Source organism: Nesterenkonia rhizosphaerae (assembly GCF_039544555.1).
In the GTDB taxonomy this organism is placed as follows: domain Bacteria; phylum Actinomycetota; class Actinomycetes; order Actinomycetales; family Micrococcaceae; genus Nesterenkonia; species Nesterenkonia rhizosphaerae.
This window is the reverse complement of sequence record NZ_BAABLW010000007.1, coordinates 752,882-776,587: the sequence shown is the minus strand read 5'-3', so window position 1 is coordinate 776,587 and position 23,706 is coordinate 752,882. Positions and strand designations below refer to the sequence as shown.

21 protein-coding genes are annotated in these 23,706 nt (G+C 63.6%); 6 read left to right on the top strand and 15 right to left on the bottom strand.

Going from position 1 to position 23,706, the window contains the following annotated elements; translation table 11 throughout:
- Positions 1–5 precede the first annotated feature (5 nt).
- Positions 6–3,095 carry an FtsK/SpoIIIE family DNA translocase gene (locus ABEA23_RS09270; RefSeq protein WP_345477748.1) on the bottom strand — a complete coding sequence of 1,030 codons (3,090 nt, stop codon included), beginning with the start codon at positions 3,093–3,095 and terminating at the stop codon, positions 6–8.
- A 117-nt stretch (positions 3,096–3,212) separates the two neighbouring features.
- On the opposite strand from ABEA23_RS09270, the gene ABEA23_RS09265 reads away from it, so the two are divergent.
- The gene (locus tag ABEA23_RS09265; RefSeq protein ID WP_345477747.1) at positions 3,213–4,436 is read left to right on the top strand and encodes an amidohydrolase; all 1,224 of its coding nucleotides are present in this window, start codon (positions 3,213–3,215) and stop codon (positions 4,434–4,436) included.
- A 5-nt stretch (positions 4,437–4,441) separates the two neighbouring features.
- Here the strand turns inward: ABEA23_RS09265 and ABEA23_RS09260 are convergent, their stop codons facing one another.
- Together ABEA23_RS09260 and dapA are read right to left on the bottom strand one after the other, a co-directional pair.
- Positions 4,442–6,124 carry a ribonuclease J gene (locus ABEA23_RS09260; protein WP_345477746.1) on the bottom strand — a complete coding sequence of 561 codons (1,683 nt, stop codon included), beginning with the start codon at positions 6,122–6,124 and terminating at the stop codon, positions 4,442–4,444.
- An 18-nt stretch (positions 6,125–6,142) separates the two neighbouring features.
- On the bottom strand, positions 6,143–7,129 hold the full coding sequence (dapA, locus tag ABEA23_RS09255; protein ID WP_345477745.1) for a 4-hydroxy-tetrahydrodipicolinate synthase: 987 nt from the start codon (positions 7,127–7,129) through the stop codon (positions 6,143–6,145).
- A gap of 19 nt (positions 7,130–7,148) precedes the next feature.
- Between dapA and ABEA23_RS09250 the strand changes: the two genes are divergently transcribed.
- Genes ABEA23_RS09250 through ABEA23_RS09240 form a run of 3 tightly spaced genes read left to right on the top strand, consistent with a single transcriptional unit; the run spans position 7,149 to position 9,599 of the window.
- A complete protein-coding gene (locus ABEA23_RS09250; RefSeq protein ID WP_345477744.1) occupies positions 7,149–8,366 on the top strand; it encodes a heparan-alpha-glucosaminide N-acetyltransferase domain-containing protein in 1,218 nt (405 codons plus the stop codon).
- A 25-nt stretch (positions 8,367–8,391) separates the two neighbouring features.
- Entirely contained in the window at positions 8,392–9,153 is a 762-nt protein-coding gene (gene dapB / locus ABEA23_RS09245) for a 4-hydroxy-tetrahydrodipicolinate reductase (protein ID WP_345477743.1), read from the top strand.
- A 2-nt stretch (positions 9,154–9,155) separates the two neighbouring features.
- Complete coding sequence (locus tag ABEA23_RS09240) at positions 9,156–9,599, top strand: hypothetical protein (RefSeq protein ID WP_345477742.1); 444 nt, start codon at positions 9,156–9,158, stop codon at positions 9,597–9,599.
- A 72-nt stretch (positions 9,600–9,671) separates the two neighbouring features.
- Here ABEA23_RS09240 and ABEA23_RS09235 read toward each other — a convergent pair whose 3' ends face one another.
- Positions 9,672–10,538, bottom strand: a complete 867-nt coding sequence (locus ABEA23_RS09235; protein ID WP_345477741.1) for a LysR family transcriptional regulator ArgP — start codon at positions 10,536–10,538, stop codon at positions 9,672–9,674.
- Between the two features lie 69 nt (positions 10,539–10,607).
- Between ABEA23_RS09235 and ABEA23_RS09230 the strand changes: the two genes are divergently transcribed.
- The gene (locus ABEA23_RS09230) at positions 10,608–11,216 is read left to right on the top strand and encodes a LysE/ArgO family amino acid transporter (RefSeq protein ID WP_345477740.1); all 609 of its coding nucleotides are present in this window, start codon (positions 10,608–10,610) and stop codon (positions 11,214–11,216) included.
- Between the two features lie 14 nt (positions 11,217–11,230).
- On the opposite strand, the gene ABEA23_RS09225 is transcribed toward ABEA23_RS09230, so the two are convergent.
- The 6 genes from ABEA23_RS09225 to ABEA23_RS09200 form a co-directional block, all read right to left on the bottom strand.
- Positions 11,231–11,782 (bottom strand): MogA/MoaB family molybdenum cofactor biosynthesis protein, encoded by a 552-nt coding sequence (locus ABEA23_RS09225; protein WP_345477739.1) that lies wholly within the window; start codon positions 11,780–11,782, stop codon positions 11,231–11,233.
- Positions 11,783–11,906: 124 nt separating this feature from the next.
- Positions 11,907–14,126 (bottom strand): NADP-dependent isocitrate dehydrogenase, encoded by a 2,220-nt coding sequence (locus ABEA23_RS09220; protein ID WP_345477738.1) that lies wholly within the window; start codon positions 14,124–14,126, stop codon positions 11,907–11,909.
- 114 nt (positions 14,127–14,240) lie between these two features.
- Complete coding sequence (gene mgtE / locus ABEA23_RS09215) at positions 14,241–15,590, bottom strand: magnesium transporter (RefSeq protein WP_345477737.1); 1,350 nt, start codon at positions 15,588–15,590, stop codon at positions 14,241–14,243.
- A 132-nt stretch (positions 15,591–15,722) separates the two neighbouring features.
- Entirely contained in the window at positions 15,723–17,387 is a 1,665-nt protein-coding gene (purH, locus tag ABEA23_RS09210; protein WP_345477736.1) for a bifunctional phosphoribosylaminoimidazolecarboxamide formyltransferase/IMP cyclohydrolase, read from the bottom strand.
- Positions 17,388–17,465: 78 nt separating this feature from the next.
- Positions 17,466–18,146: a response regulator gene (locus ABEA23_RS09205; protein ID WP_260072729.1), complete on the bottom strand. Its 681-nt coding sequence runs from the start codon at positions 18,144–18,146 to the stop codon at positions 17,466–17,468.
- Positions 18,143–19,390: a sensor histidine kinase gene (locus ABEA23_RS09200; protein WP_345477735.1), complete on the bottom strand. Its 1,248-nt coding sequence runs from the start codon at positions 19,388–19,390 to the stop codon at positions 18,143–18,145. The genes ABEA23_RS09205 and ABEA23_RS09200 overlap by 4 nt, the downstream gene beginning before the upstream one ends.
- 192 nt (positions 19,391–19,582) lie before the next feature.
- On the opposite strand from ABEA23_RS09200, the gene phoU reads away from it, so the two are divergent.
- The gene (gene phoU, locus ABEA23_RS09195; protein ID WP_260072727.1) at positions 19,583–20,239 is read left to right on the top strand and encodes a phosphate signaling complex protein PhoU; all 657 of its coding nucleotides are present in this window, start codon (positions 19,583–19,585) and stop codon (positions 20,237–20,239) included.
- Positions 20,240–20,330: 91 nt separating this feature from the next.
- Here phoU and ABEA23_RS09190 read toward each other — a convergent pair whose 3' ends face one another.
- The 5 genes from ABEA23_RS09190 to ABEA23_RS09170 all read right to left on the bottom strand — a co-directional run bounded on the left by ABEA23_RS09190 (position 20,331) and on the right by ABEA23_RS09170 (position 23,657).
- On the bottom strand, positions 20,331–20,798 hold the full coding sequence (locus ABEA23_RS09190; RefSeq protein WP_345477734.1) for a hypothetical protein: 468 nt from the start codon (positions 20,796–20,798) through the stop codon (positions 20,331–20,333).
- A 20-nt stretch (positions 20,799–20,818) separates the two neighbouring features.
- A complete protein-coding gene (locus tag ABEA23_RS09185; RefSeq protein WP_345477733.1) occupies positions 20,819–21,058 on the bottom strand; it encodes a hypothetical protein in 240 nt (79 codons plus the stop codon).
- 151 nt (positions 21,059–21,209) lie between these two features.
- Positions 21,210–21,956, bottom strand: coding sequence for a phosphoglyceromutase (locus tag ABEA23_RS09180; protein WP_044493127.1), 747 nt, complete (start codon positions 21,954–21,956; stop codon positions 21,210–21,212).
- A gap of 33 nt (positions 21,957–21,989) precedes the next feature.
- Positions 21,990–22,292, bottom strand: coding sequence for a DUF2516 family protein (locus tag ABEA23_RS09175; RefSeq protein ID WP_049897322.1), 303 nt, complete (start codon positions 22,290–22,292; stop codon positions 21,990–21,992).
- A 9-nt stretch (positions 22,293–22,301) separates the two neighbouring features.
- Positions 22,302–23,657, bottom strand: coding sequence for a trans-sulfuration enzyme family protein (locus tag ABEA23_RS09170; protein ID WP_345477732.1), 1,356 nt, complete (start codon positions 23,655–23,657; stop codon positions 22,302–22,304).
- Between the last annotated feature and the right edge of the window lie 49 nt (positions 23,658–23,706).

The following is a 23,706-nucleotide window of genomic DNA, read 5'->3' as shown; positions in this document are numbered from 1 at the left end:
TGTCCTTATCGTCCGGTCAGCTGCCAGGCATCTTCAGAGCTGGTGTTCTCGTGACCGTCATAGTACTCCTGCGCCTGGGGCAGCCCAGCAGTCCGAGCGGCCATATCCCTGGCGATGAGGTCCTCCCCCCAGTCCTGCTGCGGGTTCTGCGCAGTGCTGTACTCCGATCCGGACTCGGCGTCGGGCTCGGCTGCTGACGGGCTGCTGCTCTGCGCCGGGCTGTACTCCTGGTCAGCCTGCGCTGGCTTCTCGGCAGGCACCGAGCGGCCGGGTTCGCGTTTGACCACATCATGCTCATAGGGGGCTTCGGCATCATCCTCGGCGGACGATGGTCCCTCCCCCTTGATAGTGGCAAGCACCTGCGGCAGCTCATCCGGGGTGACCAGCACGTCGCGCGCCTTGGACCCTTCGGAGGGGCCGACCACGCCGCGGGACTCCATGAGGTCCATGAGGCGACCAGCCTTGGCGAAACCAACGCGCAGTTTGCGCTGCAGCATGGAGGTCGAGCCGAACTGGGTGGTGACCACCAGTTCGGTGGCCGCCAGCAACAGCTCGAGATCATCGCCGATATCCTCGTCGATCTCCTTCTTGCGCGCAGTCTCCTTGGGCACCACGTCCTCGCGGTACTGGGCCTTGAGCTGGGACTTCACATGGTCGACGACGGCGTGCACTTCCGACTCATTGACCCAGGCACCCTGGACACGCATCGGCTTGGACATGCCCATGGGCAGGAAGAGCGCGTCGCCCTGGCCGAGCAGCTTCTCCGCACCCACGGAGTCCAGCACCACGCGCGAATCAGTTGCTGATGAGGTGGCGAAGGCCATCCGGGAGGGCACATTGGCCTTGATCAGGCCCGTGACCACATTGACGGAGGGGCGCTGGGTAGCCAGCACCAAGTGGATGCCAGCAGCGCGGGCCAGCTGAGTGATGCGGACGATCGAATCCTCGACGTCGCGCGGGGCCACCATCATCAGATCGGCCAGCTCATCCACGATCACCAGCAGGTAGGGGTAGGGGCGCAGCACCCGCTTGGAGTCCGGCGGCAGCTGAATCTTGCCTGCTCGCACCGCCTTGTTGAAGTCATCGACGTGCTTATAGCCGAAGTGGGCCAGATCGTCGTAGCGGTTGTCCATCTCCTTGACCACCCACTCCAGGGCCTCTGCGGCCTTCTTGGGGTTGGTGATGATGGGGGTGATCAGGTGAGGGATGCCCTCATAGGCGGTCAGTTCCACGCGTTTGGGATCCACCATGACCATGCGGACCTCATCCGGGGTGGCGCGCATCAGCACCGAGGTCACCATGGAGTTGATGAACGCGGACTTACCAGCACCGGTGGCGCCGGCAACCAGCAGATGCGGCATCTTGGCGAGGTTGGCCACTACGTAGCCACCCTCGACGTCCTTGCCCACACCCATCACCATGGGGTGCTCGGTCTTGCGCGCAGCGTTGGAACGCAGCACATCCCCTAGGGAGACCACCTCTTTGTCCCGGTTGGGGATCTCGATGCCGATGGCGGATTTGCCCGGAATAGGGCTGAGAATACGAACCTCGGGGCTCTTCACCGCATAGGAGATGTTCTTCTCCAGGTTAGTGACTTTCTCCACCTTGGTGCCCGGTGCCACCTCGATCTCGTACCGGGTCACAGTGGGTCCACGGGAGAATCCGGTGACCTCGGCATCGACCTTGAACTGCTGGAAGGTGTTGTCCAGCGCTTCGACGATCTCCGCATTGGCCTCGGAATGCTCCTTAGGCGGCGGGCCTGCCGGCAGCATGGACTGATCCGGCAGGGTGTAGGTGACGTCCCCGGAGAGCTCCAGCTGTTCGCTGCGGGCGGGGAAATCCGTAGGTGCTGCCGGTGCCTCCGGCGTGGAAACCGGTTTGGGTGTAGAAACAGGCGCAGCAGCAGAGCGCTCCGGTTCTTCCTCCGGCTCAGCGACACCTGCGGCGCGCTTGATCTCGGCGATCTCCTGTTCCTGCTTCGTGGGGCGCTTCACACCCGGGCGCAGTCGCGGTGCCGCCTTGGTCTCGGCGGTCTCTGCCGCAGGCTCGGTGAGCACCGAACTTTCATACGCGCCCTCGGCGGCAGCATCGGCTTCACCTTCACCGGATCCACTGGCGTGGGTGTCGATATCAAAGACCTCGGTGGGCTGGGTGGCGGCCCGGGCGTCGTCATTCTTCTTCCCGGCCAGGCCACCAGTGGCGATCTTGGCCAGCAGCGAGGTTCCGGACTCCTCCGGCTCAGCGGCAGTCTTCTTGGCCCGGCGCGGGCGCGGGGCAGGTTCATCCTCAGCCTGACGCTGCTGGGATTCCCCACCGGAGGGCAGGTCTTCGTAGTCCCGGTACTGCGGTTGGCTGGCCTCGCCGATGACGTAATTGCGGGCCACGGCGATCCGCTCCGGGATGCGTCGCACAGGGGTGTCGGTGAGCACCAGCAGACCAGCTGCCAGGGTCAGGCTCAAGAAGATCCACACCGGATACTGAGTGATCAGCGAGGCGATGGGGGCCGCGACCAGGTAGCCCAGGATCCCGCCGGAGGTCAGCAGGTTAGCGAAGCCCCCGGTGTCTCCGGCCTCGAACATTTCGTTAATAGTGGGCATCCCACCGGCAAGGTGGGACAGACCAGCAGCAGAAGCCAGGACGATGCTCAGGCCGATGGCGACGCGGCCGTTGGCTTCGTGCTCCTGCGGGGTTCGAAAGTAGCGCACAGCGGTGATCAGCAGCACCAGCGGCAGAATGACCGAGGCCCAGCCGAAAGTCCCGGCCGTGGCGCGGTGCACCACCGCAGAGATCCAGTGGTCCCAGTTGGCGGCACCCCACCAGTCGACCACAGCGGTCAGACCTGCCAGCAGGAAGAAGACCAGTCCCGCGCCGTCGCGCCGGTCATCAGGGTGGATCTTCACCTGCCGCCCGACGCTGCGCACTGAACCGCCCACCGGGGTAGCCAGGGCCAGCCAGATGCCGCGCAGGGCTGCAAAGAGCAGGTTGCCGCGCGCCTCGGGCTGTGCTGAGGAGTTTTTCGACGTCGTCGCGCGAGCCTTGGAAGAGGAGCTCTTCTTCGATCCGGCGGCTCGCGAGGGGGAAGTACGTGTCGCCATGGTCCCCAACTTAGCCGCTGACACCCCCGATGTGTAGGACTCCACGCCGCAGCGGTCCGCATATCTGCGCCCCGTACGATAGCGCACAGGACCCTATCACCCACTCAGAAGGACCCCATGGCACTGCCGCGCGAATTCGAGATGACTGATCAGGAACCCATTCGTCTCCACGACTTCTACCGGACACTGCACGCCCATCCAGAGCTCAGCATGCAGGAGCATCAGACGGCCGCACGGATAGAGACGGTCTTGAGCGAACTCGATGTTGAGCACTTTCGCTGCGCTGACACCGGCGTGGTGGCAGTGGTGCACAACGGAGAAGGCCCAGTGGTGGCGATGCGAGCGGATATGGACGGGCTGCCCATTGAGGAGAAGACCGGCCTGGAGTATGCCTCCCAGCAGCGCGGGGTGCTGCCCAACGGGACGCCCACCGCAGTCATGCACGGCTGCGGGCACGATACGCATGTGGCTTCCCTGCTAGGTGCCCTGCGGGTGCTGCTGCGCTGCCGAAGCAGCTGGAGCGGAACGCTGGTGCTGGTCTTTCAGCCCGGAGAAGAGACCGGGCAGGGCGCTCAGGCGATGATCGATGACCGGCTCTGGGACCGTGTTCCGCAGCCGCAGGTAGTCCTGGGACAGCACGTCTCCCCTGGTGAGGCCGGCACGGTGACAATGGCGATGGGCCCAGCGATGGCGGCTCTGGATTCGCTGAAGGTCACCGTCTACGGCAAACAGGCCCACGGCTCGCGGCCTCATCTGGGCATTGACCCCATTGTGCTCGGGGCAGCGATGGTGCTGCGCCTGCAGACCATCGTCTCCCGGGAGGTGGATGCCCATGATGCGGCGGTGGTCACCGTCGGTGTCTTCCAGGGCGGTGTGAAGGAGAACATCATCCCGGAGCAGGCGGAGTTCCGGGTGAATGTGCGCACCCTGACCGAATCAGTGCGCGAGCAGGTGCTGGCCGCCATCCACCGGATTATCCGAGCAGAGGCTCAGGCCTCAGGTGCGCCGGAGCCGGAGATTGAGCATTACGCTCAGCTTCCGGCCACTGTCAACGACGCCGAGGCCGCCGCCGAAGTCTTCGCCAGCCTGGGAGAAGCCCTGGGCGAGGAGAACGTGACTGTGGAGCGCCCGCGGATGGGTTCAGAGGACTTCGGACTGCTGGGCCGCGCCGCTGGTGTGCCCAGTGTGCTGTGGTTCTTCGGCAGCTCTGCGCCGGATGTGGTGAATCCACCGGGGAACCACTCGCCGTATTTCGCACCGCTTCTGGAGCCTACGCTCAGCGCAGGGACTTACGCCATGACAGCGGCAGCCCTGCGCTGGTTAGCGGCTCATCGAGCCTGAGGTGCTCAGGTCTCGACTACCACCGGGACAATCATGGGCTTGCGCCGCAGCTTGCGGCTGACCCATGCCCCGATAGTGCGGCGAACCACCTGCTGGAGCTGGTGGGTGGTGTGTTCTTTGTTCTCCTGGATCGCCTCAGTGAGAGCCTGGGCAATCTTGGGCTTGATGCCCTTGAAGACCTCATCCTCCTCGGCGACACCACGTGCGTGGATATCCGGTCCGGCCACGATCTTGCCGGTCTGCCGGTTCACCACGGTCACCACGGAGATGAAGCCTTCTTCGCCCAACACACGCCGATCCTTAAGATCGGTGTCGGTGATCTCACCGATGGAGGATCCGTCCACATAGACGTAGCCGGCCTCGATCTGCCCCACCACCCGGGCGGTGCCGGCACGAAGGTCCACCACCGATCCGTCCTCGCACAGCAGCACGTTCTGTGCCGGCACACCGGTCTGTTCGGCCAGTTTGCCGTTGGCGATCAGGTGCCGGGTTTCACCGTGGACGGGCATGGCGTTCTTCGGCTTGAGGATGTTGTAGCTGTAGAGCAGCTCGCCTGCGGAGGCGTGTCCGGAGACGTGCACCTTGGCATTGTCCTTGTGAATGACGTCGGCGCCGAGCTTCATCAGTCCGTTGATCACCCGGTAGACCGAGTTCTCGTTACCAGGGATCAGTGAGGAGGCCAGGATGATGGTGTCCCCCTCCCCCACCTGGACCTGGTGATCACCGTTGGCCATCCGGGACAGGGCGGCCATCGGCTCGCCCTGGGATCCCGTGGACATCAGCACCACCTTGTGATCGGGCAGCTGGTCCACCTTCTTGATGTCCACCAGGATGTTCTCCGGCACATTGAGGTAGCCCAGCTTGGCGGCAATGGACATATTGCGCACCATGGAGCGGCCGACAAAGGCGACCTTGCGATCATGGGCCACAGCGGCGTCGAGCACCTGCTGGACGCGGTGGATATGGCTGGCAAAGCTGGCCACGATGATGCGGCGCTGAGCGCGGCCGAAGACCTGCTCGATCACCGGTCCGATCTCCTTCTCAGGAGTGGTGAACCCGGGGATATGGGCATTGGTGGAGTCGGACATGTAGAGGTCCACGCCCTCTTCGCCGAGCCGGGCGAAATGCCGCAGATCGGTGATCCGCCCATCCAGCGGCAGCTGGTCCATCTTGAAGTCACCGGTGTGCAGCACTGTGCCTGCCTCGGTGCGGATGAAGACTGCCAGGGCATCTGGGATGGAGTGGTTGACCGCCACGAACTCACACTCGAAGGGGCCGAATCGCTCCACTTCCCCCTCGGCCACCGTCAGCGTATAGGCGTTGATCCGGTGCTCGGCCAGTTTGGCCTCCACCAGCGCCAGGGTCAGTTTGGAACCGATCACCGGAATATCCGGCTTCTTGCGCAGCAGATAGGGCACTGCGCCGATGTGGTCCTCGTGGCCGTGGGTGAGTACGACGCCGACGACGTCATCCAGCCGGTCTTCGATGTAACTGAAGTCAGGCAGGATGAGGTCGACGCCGGGCTGCTCTTCCTCGGGGAAGAGCACGCCGCAGTCAACGATGAGGATTTTGCCGTCGATCTCGAAGATGGCCATATTCCGGCCGACCTCCCCGAGACCGCCCAGCGGCACGATCCTCAGCGTGCCGTTCTTGAGCTTGGGCGGGGTCTGAAGTGTTTCAGGTGCCACTATGTGACGGGTTCCTTTCTAGAGCTTCCAGCCTGCCTCTCGCAGGTCGGCAAGGACGAGCTGCTGCTCGGCCTCATTGGCCTGCACCAGGGGCAGGCGAACGTCTGTGTTGATGGGGAAGCCCATCCAGTTCAGGACCAGTTTGGAGGACACCGCACCCTGCACCCGGGTCATCAGTGCACGAATCACAGGCCCCAGCTCGCTGTGGGCGATGCGGGCCTCCTTCAGGTCATAGCCGAGCACGGCGTCGATCATCCGTCGGAAGGTGGGGCTGGCCACGTGAGAGGTCACGGAAACCACACCGGCAGCGCCCATGGCCATCCAGGCCAGCACGTTCTGGTCATCACCGGAGTAGACCTCGAGGTCAGTCTTGGTGAGGACCTCTGTGGTGGCGGTGATGTCGTTCTTGGCGTCCTTCAGGGACATGATCCGCGGGTGCTCAGCGAGCTTCAGGATGGTCTCGGTGGCGATCGGGATGCCGGTACGACCGGGGATGTCGTAGATCATCAGCGGCAGGTCAGCGGCATCTGCCACTGCCCGGTAGTGGGCCAGCACGCCGTCCTGGGAGGGCTTGTTGTAATAGGGGGTGACCACCAGCTGGCCATCGGCACCGGCCCGTTCGGCTTTGGCTGCCATCTCCAGATCGTGGCTGGTGTGATTGGTGGAGGTGCCGGCGATGATCTTGGCCCGGTCCCCTACTGCGGATTTCGCCGCACGGACCAGATCGGCCTTCTCATAGTCCTCCAGTGTGGAGGTCTCGCCGGTGGTTCCGGAGACCACAAGGGCGTCATTGCCCTCGTCCACCAGCTTCACGGCCAGCGCTTCGAAGGCCTTGAAGTCCACGCGGTCGTCTTTAGTGAATGGGGTCACCATGGCGGTGATGAGGTGACCGAAATGCGGGTCGGTCTGGTCAGGGTGCTGAACCTGCCCCTCTGCCAGATAGGGGTCGAATTCGCGGGGTGCCTCGTGGACGTCGTCGCGCGCCACCTCATTCTCTGCTGCCATAGGACGTAGCCTACCGTTTGTGAGCTCTCGCACCCGAACCTCTTCCGCCCGCCGTCGTTCCGCTGCAGGACGCTTGTGGGGCGTTGATGCCGCCCGTGGACTGGCCCTGCTGGGCATGATGACGGTTCACGTGATCCCCACCACCGATTTTTCCGGGGAGGCGACATGGGCCGGACTGCTCTTTTCCGGACGCTCCGCAGCGCTTTTCGCCGTGCTGGCCGGCGTCGGCCTAGCGCTGCTGACCGGCGGGTCCGCCGATGAGCGCTCCAGTGACCGGCTGAACTGGGATCGCAAAGTGGTGGCGGTGCGAGCGGTGCTGATCATCCTGATAGGCCTGGTTCTCTCGCTGCTGTCCTCAGGCGTGGCGATCATTCTGGTGCACTACGGCGTGATGTTCGTTCTGGCGCTGCCGTTTCTGCGCCTGGGAGCCCGCTCGTTGGCTGCACTTGCCGCAGCTTGGGTGGCGATCGGACCGCTGCTCTACTGGTACTGGCAGAACGCGCTGCGGGAGACGCTGGCCCCGCTGGACCATCCGGCCCGGTTGTGGAGTTCCCCGAGCCCATTGGATCTGACCGATCCTGCACTGCTTGGCATGGACCTACTGGTCACCGGCTATTACCCGCTGTTGATCTGGCCTGCGTATTTCTTCGCCGGGATGGCCATCGGCCGGCTGAACCTCAAAAGTGTCACGACGGCGGTCTGGCTCACCGTGGCCGGTGCGGCTACCGCCTGGGTCATGCTGCTGATCGGCCGACTGACTATGTGGCAGTCGGACATCGTGGTCAATATGGCAGCAGTCTCCGGCTACAGCCAGGACCGGGTTCGGGGTGCGCTGACCGCCGGGGATCATGTGCTTCCCTTGGTGACTGACCCCCGGTGGTTCCTGCTGTCCACACCGCATCAGGGGACCCCGGTGGAGCTGCTGCACAGCATTGGGGTGGCTTCCGCTGTGCTTGGGCTCTGCCTGCTGCTGGCCCGGCCGTTCAAACTGCTGCTGAGCCCCTTGGCCGGAGCCGGATCCATGCCGCTGAGTCTCTATGCAGGACATCTGGTCATCCTGCATCTGTGGCGTCCCGACGGCGCGGTGCTGAATGATCTCAGCGCGGAGACTCTGCTGCTGATCCTGGTAGTAGCGGCGTTGGCGCTGGGTCTGCTGAAGACTGCGCTGGGACTCCGCGGACCGCTGGAAGCCGCCACATATGCCGCCGGTACCGCAGTGGCCGGTCCGCGGCCATAGACAACTCACCGATAGGCTGGTGGCTATGAGTGCGCAGCAGATTTCAGTAGCGGTCCTGGGGGCCGGGGGCCGGATGGGTTCAGAGGCGGTCAAGGCCGTTGAGGCGGCCTCGGATATGCAGCTTGTTGCAGCCCTGGGCCGTGGAGATTCACTTGACCAGGTAGTGGAAGCCGGCGCTACCCACATCGTGGATCTCACAGTCCCTGATTCCACAGAGGCCAATGTGCATTTCGCCGTGGAGAACGGACTCCACGCAGTGGTGGGGACCACCGGCTGGGACGCCCAGCGTTTGCAGCGGTTGGAGCAGAAGCTCACCGAGCACGCTGGGGTGGCAGTGCTCATCGCCCCGAACTTTGCACTGGGTTCAGTGCTGGCATCGGCCTTCGCGGCCAAAGCTGCCCAGTACTTCGAGTCCGCGGAGATCATCGAGCTGCACCATCCGCATAAGGTCGATGCCCCTTCTGGCACTGCGGTGCGCACTGCCGAGTTGATGGCTGCCGCTCGTCGCGAGCTTCACGTGCCGCCTTCTCCCGATGCCACCGAGTCCCAGTTGGACGGTGCCCGCGGGGCGGTGGTGGAGGATATCCATGTCCATTCGGTGCGGCTGCGCGGGCTTGTAGCGCATCAGGAGGTGCTGCTGGGTTCTGCCGGAGAACAGCTGAGCATCCGGCACGATTCCTTCGACCGCGCCAGTTTCATGCCCGGTGTCCTGTTGGGGCTGCGCACCGCGGCCTCCCGTCCGGGGCTGACCTACGGTCTTGATGGCTATTTGGATTTGGGGCTGTAGCGGTGCGGGATAAGTTCTGGACCTGGGTCATGATCGTGCTGGTGGGCATCGTCATGACCGGCGCGGTCATCAGTGCGTGGCGTTTCCTCAGAGTCGACGACGCCGCTGCCCGGGCGCTGGGCATCGGCACTCTGCTGCTGGTGGCCATTGGCGTCTGGTTCCTGTATCACGCCATTGCCTTCGGCTTCCGCACCGAGCGGTTGGGACGGATTCTTCAGGCCGAGGATGCGCTTCCGGAAGACACTGTGGAGCGCTCACCGGGCGGACGGCCCAACCGCGAACAGGCCGACGCGCAGTTCCAGCGCTATAAGGCTGAGGCCGAGGCAGCTCCGGAGGACTGGCGGTCCTGGTACCGGCTGGCGGTGGCCTATGACGTAGCCGGTGACCGGTCACGGGCACGCAAATCGATGAGCAGGGCCATCGCGATGGAGCGCTCCGCTCGCTGAGCCCCGGACCTGAACCCCGGCCCTGGGCGTCGGCCCGATGTTTCAGTGCAGTCCGTTTCAGTGCAGTCTGAGTCAGTGCAGGTCTGTTGCGGCTTCGCGGATGGCCTGAGTGACTCGCGTCAGCCGCGCGGATTCAAGATTCCAGGTCTGCCAGTACAGGGCGACGTCGCGGTGAAGTCCCTCCTCCAGCAGCACCAGCGAGCCATCGCTGATCAGAGTACCCAGCTGCATCTGAGGCAGCATGCCCCAGCCCAGGCCGGCGCGCACCGCATCCAGAAATCCCTCCGAGGAGGGAATCACGTGCGCCGGCGCTGATGCGGTGATCCCTTTGCTGCGCAGCAGGTCATGCTGTAAGTCATCTTTGCTGTTGAACCGCAGCGCCGGTATCGACTCCCAGTCCACTCCTGCGGCTGTGGTGTGCCGCTTAGCCAGCAGCGGGTCCGCCACCGGCAGGTAGCGCATATCCCCCAGGTGTTCAACTGTGCAGCCGTTGATGGGTTGCGGTTCTGCGGTGATCGCTCCGAGGACCTCGGCTGTGCGCAGCAGTGCGCTGCTGTGATCCTGGTCTTCCACGTGCAGATCGAGCGTGATGTCGCTCCACCCGGCTGCTGACCGCAGGACTGGATAGAGCCAGGTGGCAAGAGAATCAGCGTTGACGGCCAGTGGCGTGATAGTGCGGGCGGCGGGTCCTGGGCTCAGCTCCTGCCAGGTCTCTTCCTGTAGTAGCTGCACTTGACGTGCCAGGCGGAGCATGGCCGATCCCGCAGCAGTCACTGAGCACGGTGATTCGCGGCGCACCAGAAGCTGCCCGACGTGCGCCTCCAGGGCTTTGACTCGCTGGCTCACCGCAGACTGGGTGATCCGCAACTGATATGCAGCGCCCTCAAAGGAACCCTCGTCGATGATGGCGGCCAGAGTTCGCAACTGGTCCAGGTTCATGAAGCAATGCTAATCCAGCAGCAGTCGCATTCATTTGTCTGATAACCCCGGTCTGCCTAGCGTGAGGCTATGAGCATTTTTGGGATGGGGACACTGACTGGATTGGCCCTGATCGTCGCCATTGGAGCGCAGAACGCCTTCATCCTTCGGCAAGGGCTGCGCCGGGAGCATGTGGGCGCCGTCGTGGTCTTGTGCATCCTCAGCGATGTGCTGCTCATCTTCGCAGGTACTGCCGGTATCGGGGCGCTTGTCGCAACCTTCCCGGCGGTTCTGGAGATTCTGCGCTGGGCGGGCGCGGCATATCTGCTGTGGTGGGCGGTGCGCTCATTCCGTGCGGCATGGAAGCCCACTGCGTGGCAGGAGCAGACACCCCGCTCCCGCGGCTCGGTGGTCCTCACCGCCGCAGCGCTGACGTATTTAAACCCCCACGTGTATCTGGACACTGTGGTTCTGCTGGGCAGTCTTGCCAATCAGCACGGCGTGCAGGGCCGGTGGATCTTCGCCTCTGGTGCCGCGGCGGGCTCTGTACTGTGGTTTACCGCCCTGGGTTTCGGCGCGAGGGCACTCTCGTCAGTGCTCAACCGACCTGGCGTCTGGCGGGTGATCGATATCTGCATCGGCGTGATGATGGCCGCTCTGGCAGTCTCGCTCATCCTCGGCTCAGCACTGCTGACCTGAGGCGGTGAGCGGATTCAGCCCCAGCTGTCGGAGGAACGGATGTCAGCGACCTGATCACAGAGCTCAGGCAGCAGCTCAACGAGCACTTCCATGCCATAGCGCACGGCAGTGGGGGAACCCGGCAGGTTCACAATGACTGTGCCTTCCTTGACTCCGGCCACACCCCGGTTCAGCGCAGCAAGCGGAGTGCGGTCTCGGCCGTGTGCCCGGACGGCCTCCACAATGCCGGGGATCTCCTTATCCAGCATCGGTTTGGTGAACTCAGGAGTCAGGTCATCCGGAGTCAGCCCGGTGCCGCCAGAGGTGATGATGACCGCCGGGGCCACCTGCACCAGGAGCTCCGAGAGCGCGGCGAGCACACCTTCGCCATCGGGGATGATCACTGGAGGGCGGCATATGAAGCCGATCTCGTGAGCGAACTCTTCGATGATCGGCGCCGAGAGGTCCTCGCGCTCGCCGGTGGCGGCTCGAGTAGAGACAATCACCGGGGCAATCACCCGGGCGTCAGCGTCGTACTGCTGCTGCACCTGCTGCGCTGTGTCATCCTGCGCTGTGTCATCGCTCATAGCCCAAGCCTAAACCCCTTAACGGAATCCTCTGCGCCCAACAGAGAGCCTTGGTAAGCACAACGCCCCCGGACTCTTAAGAGGAGACCAGGGGCGTTGAAGCTCACCGCGAGCGGAGGAAGGGCTACTTCTTCAGACCGTCGATGATGGTGTTGAAGGTCTGCGAAGGCCGCATGATGGCGGTGGTCTTCGCCTCGTCAGGGCGGTAGTAGCCGCCGATATCTGCCGGGGAGCCCTGGACTGCCAGCAGCTCCTCCACGATCTGCTGCTCGTTGGCCACCAGCGCTTCGGCCACCGGCTTGAACTGCTCAGCCAGCTCGGCGTCCTCGGTCTGCTCAGCCAACTCCTTGGCCCAGTACTGCGCCAGGTAGAAGTGCGAACCGCGGTTGTCGGTGGTACCAAGCTTGCGTCCTGGGGAGCGGTTCTCCATCAGGAAGGTCGCAGTGGCACGGTCCAGAGCCGAGGCCAGCACCTTGGCCTTAGGCGCGGAGGCCTGCTCGGCGTACTTCTCCAGAGAGGGCACCAGCGCGAAGAACTCGCCCAGGGAGTCCCAGCGCAGGTAGTTCTCCTCGGTCAGCTGCTGCACATGCTTGGGGGCGGAGCCGCCGGCACCGGTTTCGAAGAGGCCACCGCCTGCCATCAGCGGCACAATCGAGAGCATCTTCGCGGAGGTGCCCAGTTCCAGGATCGGGAACAGGTCGGTCAGGTAGTCGCGCAGCACGTTACCGGTGACGGAGATGGTGTCCTCCCCGTTGCGGATGCGCTCCACTGAGTACTTGGTGGCCTCCACGGGGTTGAGGATCTTGATCTCCAGACCATCGGTGTTGTGGTCATCAAGGTAGTGCACCACCTTCGAGATCAGGTTCGCGTCATGGGCGCGCTTCTCGTCGAGCCAGAAGACCGCCGGTGCGCCGGTTTCGCGAGCGCGGGTGACCGCCAGCTTCACCCAGTCGCGGACGGGGGCATCCTTGGTCTGGCAGGCACGCCAGATATCGCCTGCCTCCACCTCGTGCTCGATCAGCACGTCACCGGCGGAGTTGAGGACCTGGACCTTGCCGTCGGCTTCGATTTCGAAGGTCTTATCGTGGGAACCGTACTCCTCCGCCTTCTGCGCCATCAGGCCCACATTCGGGACGGTGCCCATGGTGGTCGGATCGAAGGCGCCATTGGCCTTGCAGTCCTCGATCACCGCCTGGTAAACCCCGGCGTAGGAGGAGTCCGGGATCACCGCGAGGGTGTCGTCGGTCTCGCCCTGCGGGCCCCACAGCTGGCCGCCGTTGCGGATCATGGCCGGCATGGAGGCGTCCACAATCACATCGGAGGGCACGTGCAGGTTGGTGATGCCCTTGCGGTCATCGACCATGGACATCCGGGGGCCCTCTTCCAGAGCCTTCTTGTACTCAGACTTGATGGCTTCGCCGGTCTCGCCCAGCTTCTCGGCACCGGACAGGATCGAGGCCAAACCGTCATTGGCCGAGAGACCGGCCTGTGCCAACTCAGCACCGAACTTCTCGAAAATCGTCGGGAAGAAGGCCTTCACAATGTGCCCGAAGATGATCGGATCAGAGACCTTCATCATCGTGGCCTTCAGATGCGCGGAGAAGAGCACATCGGATTCCTTGGCGCGCTGAACCTGCTCCACGAGGAAAGCATCCAGGGCCTTAGCGCTCATGAACGTGGCATCGATCACTTCGCTGGCCTGGACAGACAGCCCGTCCTTAAGCACGGTGACCTGACCGTCAGCGGCCACGTGCTGGATGGTCAGCGTATCCTCGGACTCGATGATGACCGACTGCTCGTTGGAGGCGAAGTCGTTGACGCCCATTGTGGCCACTTCAGTCTTGGAGGCTGAGCTCCACTCCCCCATGCGGTGCGGGTTAGCGCGCACATAGGACTTGATGGAGGCCGGTGCTCGGCGGTCGGAGTTGCCCTCGCGCAGCACGGGGTTCACTGCCGAGCCCATGACCTTGCCGTAACGGGCACGAATCTCGCGCTCCTCATCAGTGGAGGGGCTCTCCGGGTAGTCCGGAAGCGCATAGCCCTGGGACTGCAGCTCGGCAACTGCGGCTTTCAGCTGCGGCACCGACGCGGAGATATTCGGCAGCTTAATGATGTTGGCCTCAGGAGTCTTGGCCAGCTCACCGAGCTCTGCCAGGGCATCGGCCTCAGCCTTGTCCTCACCGACATAGTCGGGGAACTGCGAGATGATGCGTCCCGCCAGCGAGATATCGCGGGTCTCGACCTCAACACCTGCGGTGGAGGCGAAAGCTTCAACGATGGGCTTCAGCGAGAAGGTCGCCAGCATCGGCGCTTCGTCGGTATTGGTATAGATGATCTTTGCCATGCAGGCATCTCCCTCGAGGTCGGTCGATCGTGTGGTGTAGATCTTCAATTGTCCGGGTCTAAACCTATCAACGACGACGGCCGCCAGTGGCCCCGCCGTCGGGCTTCAGGGCGATCACAGCCCCAGCACCGCCCGGGCGATCATGAAGTAGACGATCAGGCCGGTGGCATCCACGAAAGTGGAGATGAACGGATTGGCGAAGACTGCCGGGTCTGCGCCGAGCTTCTTACCCAGGATCGGCATCATCCCGCCGGCGGAGGCCGCCAGGGTGCACATGGAGACCAGAGTCAGGCCGATGACTGCGGCAATGGCCCACGGGTTGCCATCGCCCGGCCCCCACAGGCCCACCAGTACGAACCCCAGTGCTCCTAGCACCGACCCCAGAGTCAGACCGACGCGGACTTCACGCCAGAGCACCTTGAAGACGTCCCTGGTGGTGATATCACCCAGCGCCAATGCACGAGTGACCGTTGTAGCCGCCTGGTTGCCGGTATTTCCGCCGGTGCCGATCAGCAGCGGCACAAACAGCGCCAGAGCTACGACCTGCTCCAGGGTTGATTCGAAGATGTCCAGCACCTGCACGGTCAGCGTAGCTCCGACGGCGAGCACCAGCAGCCACACCACTCGGGAGCGCATAATCGTCAGCACCGGTGTGGAGAGGTATGGCCGGTGCAGCGGTTCGGCACCACCATGGCGAGCAGCGTCCTCAGACTCGGCTCGCTCCAGGATGTCCAGCGCGTCATCCACGGTGAAGATCCCGACCACACGGTGCTCTTTGTCCGTGACCGGCATGGCCAGATGCTTGCGGTCTGCACAGCGGCGTGCCGCGTCCTCGGCGTCATGATCAGCATCTACTGAGTCTGCCTCGGTCATCAGCGCTTCGACGATCTGCTCATCATCATTAGTCAGCAGATCCCGCAGTGACACCACGCCCTTGAGCAGCCGCTGACGGTCCACTACGGGAAGGGTGTAGATGGTTTCCGCGTCGGTTCCGGCGCGGCGGACCTTCTCCATCGCCTGCCCTACACTCCAGTGCTCGGGGATGGCGACGAACTCCGGACTCATCTGACGCCCAATAGTGCCGGAGGGGTAGCCCAGAACGATATTGGTCAGCGACCGCTCGCGCGGATCCAGATGACGCAGCATCTTCCGTGCCACCGAAGCTGGCATTTCGTCCATCAGACGCACACGATCATCGGGTTCCAGAGACTCGAAGAAGTGCGCGACCTCTCCGTCTTTGAGGCCTTCGATGATCTCGTGCTGAAGTGCCTGATCCAGCATGTCAAAGACTTCCACGGCGGTGTCCTTGGGCAACAGCCGGAAAGTCACCGCCCGGTCTTTGACGCCTAGACGCTCGAGAAAGTCGACGACGTCGCCAATGTGGAGCTCATCCAGTGCCACGCGCAGTTCACGCAGCCGCTCATCGCGGATCAGATCTGCAAGTTCGTCCAGCTGTTCAGTCATCAATACCACCCCTGTGGTGAAGAAGGTCAAGGCCTGTGGTCACGGCGTGCCCCCTGCGGCAGCGTGACCTTCACAGGTCTGCGCCGCGGGGCTAGGTACTTGATCGACTCATAAGCATCAGACTACCCGCCCTTAGTGGTAGAAGTGACGCGCACCGGTGAGGTACATCGTCAGTCCTGCCTCCTCCGCTGCGGCGATGACCTCGCTGTCGCGCTGCGAACCGCCGGGCTGCACCACAGCTGTCACCCCAGCGGTAATCAGACTCTGCAGTCCGTCAGCGAAGGGGAAGAATGCGTCAGAGGCCGCTACCGAGCCCCGTGCCCGCTCGACTCCGTCGCCAGCCAGAGTGTTGGCGCGCTGCACTGCCAAGCGGCAGGAGTCCAGGCGGTTGACCTGGCCCATGCCGATGCCCACGGTGGCCCCTGCCGAGGCCAGCAGGATGGCGTTGGACTTCACCGAGCGCACTGCGCGCCAGGCAAACTCGAGGTCAGCCAGGGTCGCGTCGTCGGCCGCGGATCCGGATGCCAGCTTCCAGTTCTTCGCGCTGTCGCCTTCAGCGTGCAGGGCGTCGGAGGCCTGCAGCAGCATACCTCCGGAGATCTGCTTGTATTCGATGCGATCACGGCTGTGTCCGGCGGCCAGTTTGATCAGCCGGATGTTCTTCTTCTTCGTGAGGATGCTCAGCGCTTCCTCCTCGAAATCCGGGGCGACGACGACCTCAGTGAAGACCTCGCTGACGGCCTGCGCCATCTCCGCGGTGATCGGCCGGTTTGCGGCGATGACGCCGCCAAAAGCCGAGAGCGGGTCACAGGCGTGGGCGCCGGCATGAGCCGCGGCAATGGTCTCACCCACGGCCACACCGCAGGGATTGGCGTGCTTGATGATCGCCACGGCCGGCTGATCGAAGTCGTAAGCCGTACGCACCGCGGCGTCGGCGTCGACGTAGTTGTTGTAGCTCATCTCCTTGCCGTGCAGCACGCTGGCCTGGGCCAGACCCGCGGCTGCGTTCTGCTCAGCGTAGAGGGCTGCAGGCTGGTGCGCGTTCTCGCCATAGCGCAGCGTGGAGACCCGCTCCAGCGCCAGGCCGGCGTAGGGCGGAAAGTGGAGCTTCTTCTCGCCCGCGGCCGGAGGCGCAGGAAGTGCAGCAGTGTCGAAGTCGTCGTCGAACTCTGTAGAGGTCCAGCGCGCCACTGCAGTGTCATATGCGGCGGTGTGGGCGAAGGCCAGTGCTGCCAGACGCTTGCGCTGGCCCAGCGTAAAGCCGCCCTCCTTGGCAGCCGCCACGGTCTCGCTATAGCGCAGCGGATCCACCACGACAGCTACCGAGGCGTGGTTCTTGGCGGCAGCGCGCACCATGGAGGGCCCGCCGATGTCGATCTTCTCCACGATCTCTTCCTCCGAGGCCCCGGAGGCGACAGTCTCGGCGAAGGGGTAGAGATTGACCACCACGAGGTCGAAGGGCTCCACCTCGAGCTCGGTGAGCTGGCGGCGGTGATCTTCCAGGCGACGATCAGCCAGAATTCCCGCGTGGATTCGCGGGTGCAGGGTCTTGACCCGACCGTCGAGGCACTCCGGGAATCCGGTGATCTCCGAGACTTCGATGACGGGGACCCCGGCTGCTGCGATGCGGGAGGCGGTGGAGCCGGTGGAGACGATCTCCACACCGGCATCGTGGAGACCTTGGGCCAGCTCGGCCAGACCGGTCTTGTCGAAAACGGAGATCAGCGCGCGCCTGATGGGCTGAACTCCCGCCTCGCTCTGCTGCTGCTCCTGATTCAGAGTCTGCTCGTTACCCATGGGCGCTCCTTAGTGCTGAACCGTCAAGACCGGGAACCAGTCTAGCCGCCGGTCTCCTGCGCTGATCGACGTGGACGATCAGGCATCGAATTTATAGCCCAGGCCACGGACGGTCACCAGCAGCCGCGGCTTGGCGGGGTCGGCCTCGATCTTGGATCGAAGCCGCTTGACATGAACATCGAGAGTTTTGGTGTCTCCCACATAGTCCGAGCCCCACACCCGGTCGATGATCTGTCCGCGAGTCAGCACTCGCCCGGCGTTGCGGATGAGAATCTCCAGCAGCTCGAATTCCTTCAGCGGAAGATTCACCATTCGGCCTGCCACCTCTACGATATGGCGTTCAATATCCATCCGGACAGGACCGGCCACAATGGTGGAGGAGTCATCAAACTCCGGTTCGGTGTGCCGACGCAGCACTGCGCGCACGCGGGCCAGCAGCTCCCGTGAGGAGTAGGGCTTGGTGACATAGTCATCGGCGCCAAGCTCCAAGCCCACCACCTTGTCGATCTCTGAATCCTTGGCGGTGAGCATGATCACCGGCACCTTAGAGCGCAGCCTGATCTGCCGGCAGACCTCTGTACCCGGCTGACCAGGGAGCATGAGGTCTAGCAGCACGAGGTCGGCGCCCTCTTTGTCAAAGACCTCTACCGCCTCGAAGCCATCCTCGGCGACCACTACGTCGTACCCCTCCTTCTGCAGGGTGTACGAGAGCGCCTCCGAGAATGAAGCCTCGTCTTCGACGATGAGAATCCTGGTCACGCGTTTCCTCCTTCACCCGCGCTGCGGCGAGCGGACTGGGTGTCTTCTGTCAGGTCATCGGTATTCAGATGGGCGGTGAGATCCACGGGGTCTTCGCCGAGCCCGGTGAGGCTGTCCAGCCCCTCTTCCAGCTCAGGCAGGCGCACCGTGAAGGTCGAACCGCGCCCGGGCTGAGACCACAGGGCTACTTCACCGCCGTGGTTGGTGATCACGTGTTTCACGATGCTCAAGCCCAGGCCGGTGCCACCGGTCTGGCGGGAGCGGGCAGCGTCGACCCGGTAGAAGCGTTCAAAGATGCGCTCCTGATTCTCCGGGGCGATGCCGATTCCCTGGTCCGTAATGGTGACCTGGGCGATACCGTCCCGGCTGGTCAGCCCGATGCCCACCCGAGTGTTGTCCGGGGAGTAACGCACGGCGTTATCGATCAAGTTCCGGAAGGCCATGGTCAGCTGATCGGAGTCCCCGTGAACTCGGCGCGGTAGCTTCCCGCCCACGCGGAGTTCTATCCCCTTCGACTCGGCTGGCAGTCGGGAACGGTCCACAGCTTCAGCGATGACGTAGTTGAGGTCCACCGGCTTTCCTGCGTGGACCACGTTCTTGCCCTGGACTCGGGAAAGCTCAATGATGTCCTGGACAAGCACAGCCAGCCGGTTGGCTTCCTTGTGCAGGCGCTGGGAGAAGCGGGCCACGGCGTCGGGATCATCTGCAGCGTCTTCGATAGTCTCTGCCAGCAGAGAGATCGCTCCGACGGGAGTTTTCAGCTCATGGGAGACGTTAGCGACAAAATCATTGCGCACCGCTTCGGTGCGAGAGACTTCGGTGCGGTCATCAGCAAGCACAAGAATGTACTCGTCCCCCAGTGGGGCCACTCGCAGGTGCACCACCATCGTGGTCTCGCCCTGCAGTCCGCGTGTCAGCTCCAGCTGCTGGTCAATGATGACTCCGTCGCTGCGCACCCGTGCAGTAAGCCCCAGCACTTCCTGATGGACCACTGTATGGCCGCGCACCAGGCCGAAGGCGTAGGCGGCAGGGTTGGCGCGCACCACGCCGTCGACGGTGTCAACCACGATATAGGCCAGCCCCAGAGAGGCAAGAACCTCGGTGGCGCCTTCGGGCATGGTGGGTTCATCGACGTCGATACCGGCGGCACGCTGTCGTTCGCTGACTCTGAAGGCGTGCATGCCCACCACGCCGATGGCGAGTCCGACGGCGCCGGAGAGGGCAGCAATGAGCAGGGGGTCCACGATCCTCCAGCTTATGCTCTTGTTCACCCTCGTGTTGCCCACATGACGGCCCGGCGTTAATCGTTCACGTTCTGTTCATCTTCTGGTTGCCTAGAACCTCAGAGCGTGTTTACCCAAGTATCTGAAGATATTGGGTGCATACTGCGTCCCAGGAGCCAACACAGGGCCCGTCGAGGAAAGGAACCGCGTAACGTGCGCAAACTCTTCCAGGAGGATCTCCATAATCTCGGAGACCAACTGACCGATATCGCCGTGCTTGTCTCCGAGGCAATGGAGAAGGCCTACCGGGCCTACGAGACTGCTGATGTGCAGCTGGCCGAGGAAGTCATCGCTGCTGACACCCGGATCGACACGCTGCAGAACGACCTCGATGAGAAAGCCATCGAACTGCTGGCACTCCAGGGTCCGGTAGCTGGAGACCTGCGCCTGATCGTTGGTGCGCTCCGGATGTCCACCTCGCTGGAGCGCATGGGAGATCTGGCCCGTCACATCGCTCAGCTGGTGCGGCTGCGCTATCCGGATCCGGTTGCTCCTCAGCAGCTGGTGGATGTGTATCGGCAGATGGCCGAGAAGGACATCCAGATCGCCAAAAAACTGGTGGAACTGCTGGTCACCCGCCAGGTAGACCTGGTGGCTGAAATCGCTGCGCTGAATGAGCAGATCAACGAGCTGCACGCCGGAATCTTCACCGCTATCGCGGCTGATAACTGGGACGCTTCGCCCTCGGCCACCGTGGACTCGGCCCTGACCAGCCGGTACTTCGAGCGCTTCGGCGACCACGGTGTCTCAGTGGCGAAGAAGGTGCTCTACCTGGTCACAGGCCAGTGGGAAGCTGAGCCCACCGCCTGAGCGCCTAGACGCCACCACCCGCCGTCGTTGCGAATAACGTAAAGAAACTGCCGGAACTCCCTGCCAATCAGGGTCAGTTCCGGCAGTTTCTTTACCTAAGTTCCGGCCCATTCCCCAGCAGCATCTCCGGCCGCGCAAGCATCGAAGAGAAGTTCTCCGCCAGATCCACGCGATTGACTTGAATGACCGTCCATCCTGCGTGAGCGAACTCTGAGTTGCGACGCTGGTCTCGGGCCTGCTGTTCGGCGCTGAAATGATGTTTCCCTTCGTATTGCAGAACAATCCGCCGATCTCGGTAGCCGGCGTCGCCCGCGGCCGAATAGGGGTCCTGCGGGTCGCGCTTGATCTGCAGCTCAGGCTCCGGCAGCCCGGCCCGGCCAATCCCAAGACGCATAGCCGTCTCCGGCGGCGAGTCCGCGCCGACCCGGACCAGCTCGACGGCTTCGCGCGCCCGAGCGATGCCTTGTCGTCCCTTGCCTAGCTTCACGGCCTTCTTCAGGTCGGCGATGCTGCACCAAGGGTGGCTGCGATCCTCCGGTCGGGAGCGCGGGAGACGCACCAGTTGATCTCCATAACTGATCAGCGACACAGCGCCGCCAGTAGCGCGGCATGCTCCGCCGGCTCCGGAGAAGAGTTCTGCGACGGCGCCCCTGATGCGGCCACTTGATGGGCCAGCGGAAGATGCCGATAGGTGCCTCTGCCAAGCCGCTCAATATCGCGGGCGCCCAGGCGCCGGTCCCGAATCCCGAGAGCGAACGCCTCGGCTCGCGTGAAGACGCGGCCGATCAACTGGCTCGGCAGAGGCGTTGGCGGTCGCATAGTGCCAGCCTGGCCCAAACCCGGCAGCGGCGGGACCCCACGTCGACGAGCTGTGGAAAAGAGAGCGTAAAGAAACTGCCGGAACTCCCTGCAAATCAGCAGGAGTTCCGGCAGTTTCTTTACGTTTTGCGCCCGAGGGACGTAGTTGGCGCTACTTCTTCCCCTGGTTGGCCACAGCCTCAATGGCGGCCTTGGCTGCCTCGGGGTCCAGGTAGGTTCCGCCGGGGGTCACCGGCTTGAAGTTCTCATCCAGCTTGTAATGCAGCGGGATACCGGTGGGGATGTTCAGCCCCGCGATGTCTTCATCGCTGATGCCGTCCAGGTGCTTGACCAGTGCGCGCAACGAGTTGCCGTGAGCAGCCAGCAGCACAGTCTTCCCGGACTTCAGATCGTCCTGCACCTCAGTCTCGAAATAGGGCACAAAACGGTCGACGACGTCCTTGAGGCACTCGGTCTGAGGGGCGGCATCGCCAAGATCCGCATAGCGGGGATCGCCAACCTGGGAGTACTCGTCGTCGGCGTCGATGGCCGGCGGCGGAGTGTCGTAGGAGCGCCGCCAGGTCATGAACTGCTCATCACCGTAGGTCTCCCGGATCTGGGTCTTGTCTTTGCCCTGCAGAGCACCATAGTGGCGCTCGTTCAGGCGCCAGTCGCGCTTCACCGGGATCCACAGTCGGCCAGCAGTCTCCAGAGCCAGGTGTGCGGTGGTAATGGCTCGCTGCAGCAGGGAGGTGTGGACCACATCGGGGAGCAGATCATGCTCGGCCAGCAGCTCGCCACCGCGGGCAGCTTCTGCACGCCCCTGCTCGGTCAGCTGGACGTCCACCCAGCCGGTGAAGAGGTTCTTCTGGTTCCAGTCGCTCTGTCCATGGCGGAGCAGAATCAGGTCGTATGCCATAAGCGGTTGCTGATCCTCACATTGAGAAGGGTCTTAGGAAACTTCGGGGTCGACGTCGGTGAGGTACACCGCGGCGATGCAGGCAGCGGCTACCGGGAAGAGCATCCCGAAGGGCCCTGCCCCCAGCAGGCCGATAAGCGCCAAGAGGCAGGCGCCACCGGTCATGAGCATCCAGAAGCCCTTGGTGCGCTTAAACGCGATGTCGAAACGCTGGGCGTTCTTCGGCAGACACTTGATGAGCGCCACCACGGCCAGCACAAGGCAACCGATGGTGAAAGCCAGATGGAGGTAGAACTCCATAGTGACGGCCAGCTGCCAGATGGAAGGTAACTGCATACCTCGATGCTAGCCGATGCTCCGCTGATCCTCAGCGGCGGTTCGCAGCGCGTTGAGCAGGTCAGCGAAGAGATCTTCAATATGTTCGATACCGGTCGAGAGCCGAATCAGCCCGTCCGGGACGGACTCGGGTTCCCCGGGATGACGACGCCGCCGCTCGGCCAATGACTCCACGCCCCCGAGGCTGGTGGCCGGGGTCCACAAGGTCAGAGCGGCCAGAACATCATCAGCTACCTGCGCGGGAGTTCTTTCACCGTCGCCGTCGAGCTCAATGGTAAGGATCGCGCCGAATCCGCCGAGTTGCTGGGCTGCCCGCTCATGCTGCGGGTGACTGGGCAGACCCGGATAGTTCACTGCTTTGAGGTGCAAAGGCCGCTCGCCGGCAGCTGAGCTTCCGGTGAGCTCGTGCAGCCGGTGAGCCAGCTGCGCAGCGTTAGATTCTGCGGCGTCCAACCGCACGGCCAGGGTACGCACCCCGCGCAGCGCCAAATAGACCTCCATCGGGCCGGGGATGGCGCCGTGCAGAGTGCGGTGCAGGTGAAGCTTCTGGTGCAGCTGCGGGTTGCCGGTGATCGCCACACCCATGATGAGGTCAGAATGGCCGGAGATGAACTTGGTCACCGAGTGAACCACCACATCCGCGCCGTACTTCAGCGGGCGCTGCCGCAGCGGAGTGGCGAAGGTATTGTCCACTGCCGTGAGCACCCCGCGCTTCTTCGCCGCCGCCAGCAGCGCCGGCAGATCCGCGACCTCCAGCATGGGATTGGTGGGCGACTCCACCCAGAGCATGACGGGAGCATCCTGGGCCTGCGCCAAGGTGGAGATGTCCTGGATGGTGCTGATGACCTGGTCGGTATCAGCGATGTCCACCGGATGCAGGGTCAGCAGTCCTTGATCAGCCAGCTGCTGGGCTAGCGTGGTGAAACCCATATAGCTGTGCCGCGGCAGGATGAGATGACCTCCCGGCGGCAGCAGATGCAGCACAGCGGAGATCGCCGCCATTCCGGAGGAGAACAGCAGACCCGGAAGCACCGGCACAGGGTGGTCCTCAGCAGTGGTGATGAATCCCTGGGCCTGATAGGTCGAGCGGGTTCCAGCCTCCAGCTGCGCCAGCAGTTCCTCCAAGGGCTGCCAGGAGGGCATCCCCTCTCGGGCGTAGGCCCAGTGCTGGCCGCCGGGAGTCTCCTCCGCTGGCTGCGCGCCCGGGACATAGCTGTAGGTGGACGTGAAGTCTACCGGCTGATTCACCGGTGCGTGCCCATGATGGGACCCCCGCCCGGCGGAGACCACATAGGTGCGTTCATGCTGACTGCCCTGGGGGTGACTGCCCTGGGACTGACTGATATTCGAGGACTCCGTGCTCACAAGGTCACGGTATCCCAGTCCGGCCTCCTGCACCGGTGTGGCGGGCCCC

Coding starts and splice junctions, on each gene's coding strand:
- ABEA23_RS09235 (WP_345477741.1), bottom strand. CDS start 10,538: ATGAACCTGGACCAGTTGCGAACTCTGGCCGCCATCATCGACGAGGGT.
- ABEA23_RS09265 (WP_345477747.1), top strand. CDS start 3,213: ATGGCACTGCCGCGCGAATTCGAGATGACTGATCAGGAACCCATTCGT.
- dapA (WP_345477745.1), bottom strand. CDS start 7,129: ATGGCAGCAGAGAATGAGGTGGCGCGCGACGACGTCCACGAGGCACCC.
- ABEA23_RS09185 (WP_345477733.1), bottom strand. CDS start 21,058: ATGCGACCGCCAACGCCTCTGCCGAGCCAGTTGATCGGCCGCGTCTTC.
- ABEA23_RS09270 (WP_345477748.1), bottom strand. CDS start 3,095: ATGGCGACACGTACTTCCCCCTCGCGAGCCGCCGGATCGAAGAAGAGC.
- ABEA23_RS09175 (WP_049897322.1), bottom strand. CDS start 22,292: ATGCAGTTACCTTCCATCTGGCAGCTGGCCGTCACTATGGAGTTCTAC.
- mgtE (WP_345477737.1), bottom strand. CDS start 15,590: ATGACTGAACAGCTGGACGAACTTGCAGATCTGATCCGCGATGAGCGG.
- ABEA23_RS09220 (WP_345477738.1), bottom strand. CDS start 14,126: ATGGCAAAGATCATCTATACCAATACCGACGAAGCGCCGATGCTGGCG.
- ABEA23_RS09180 (WP_044493127.1), bottom strand. CDS start 21,956: ATGGCATACGACCTGATTCTGCTCCGCCATGGACAGAGCGACTGGAAC.
- ABEA23_RS09230 (WP_345477740.1), top strand. CDS start 10,608: ATGAGCATTTTTGGGATGGGGACACTGACTGGATTGGCCCTGATCGTC.
- purH (WP_345477736.1), bottom strand. CDS start 17,387: ATGGGTAACGAGCAGACTCTGAATCAGGAGCAGCAGCAGAGCGAGGCG.
- dapB (WP_345477743.1), top strand. CDS start 8,392: ATGAGTGCGCAGCAGATTTCAGTAGCGGTCCTGGGGGCCGGGGGCCGG.
- ABEA23_RS09225 (WP_345477739.1), bottom strand. CDS start 11,782: ATGAGCGATGACACAGCGCAGGATGACACAGCGCAGCAGGTGCAGCAG.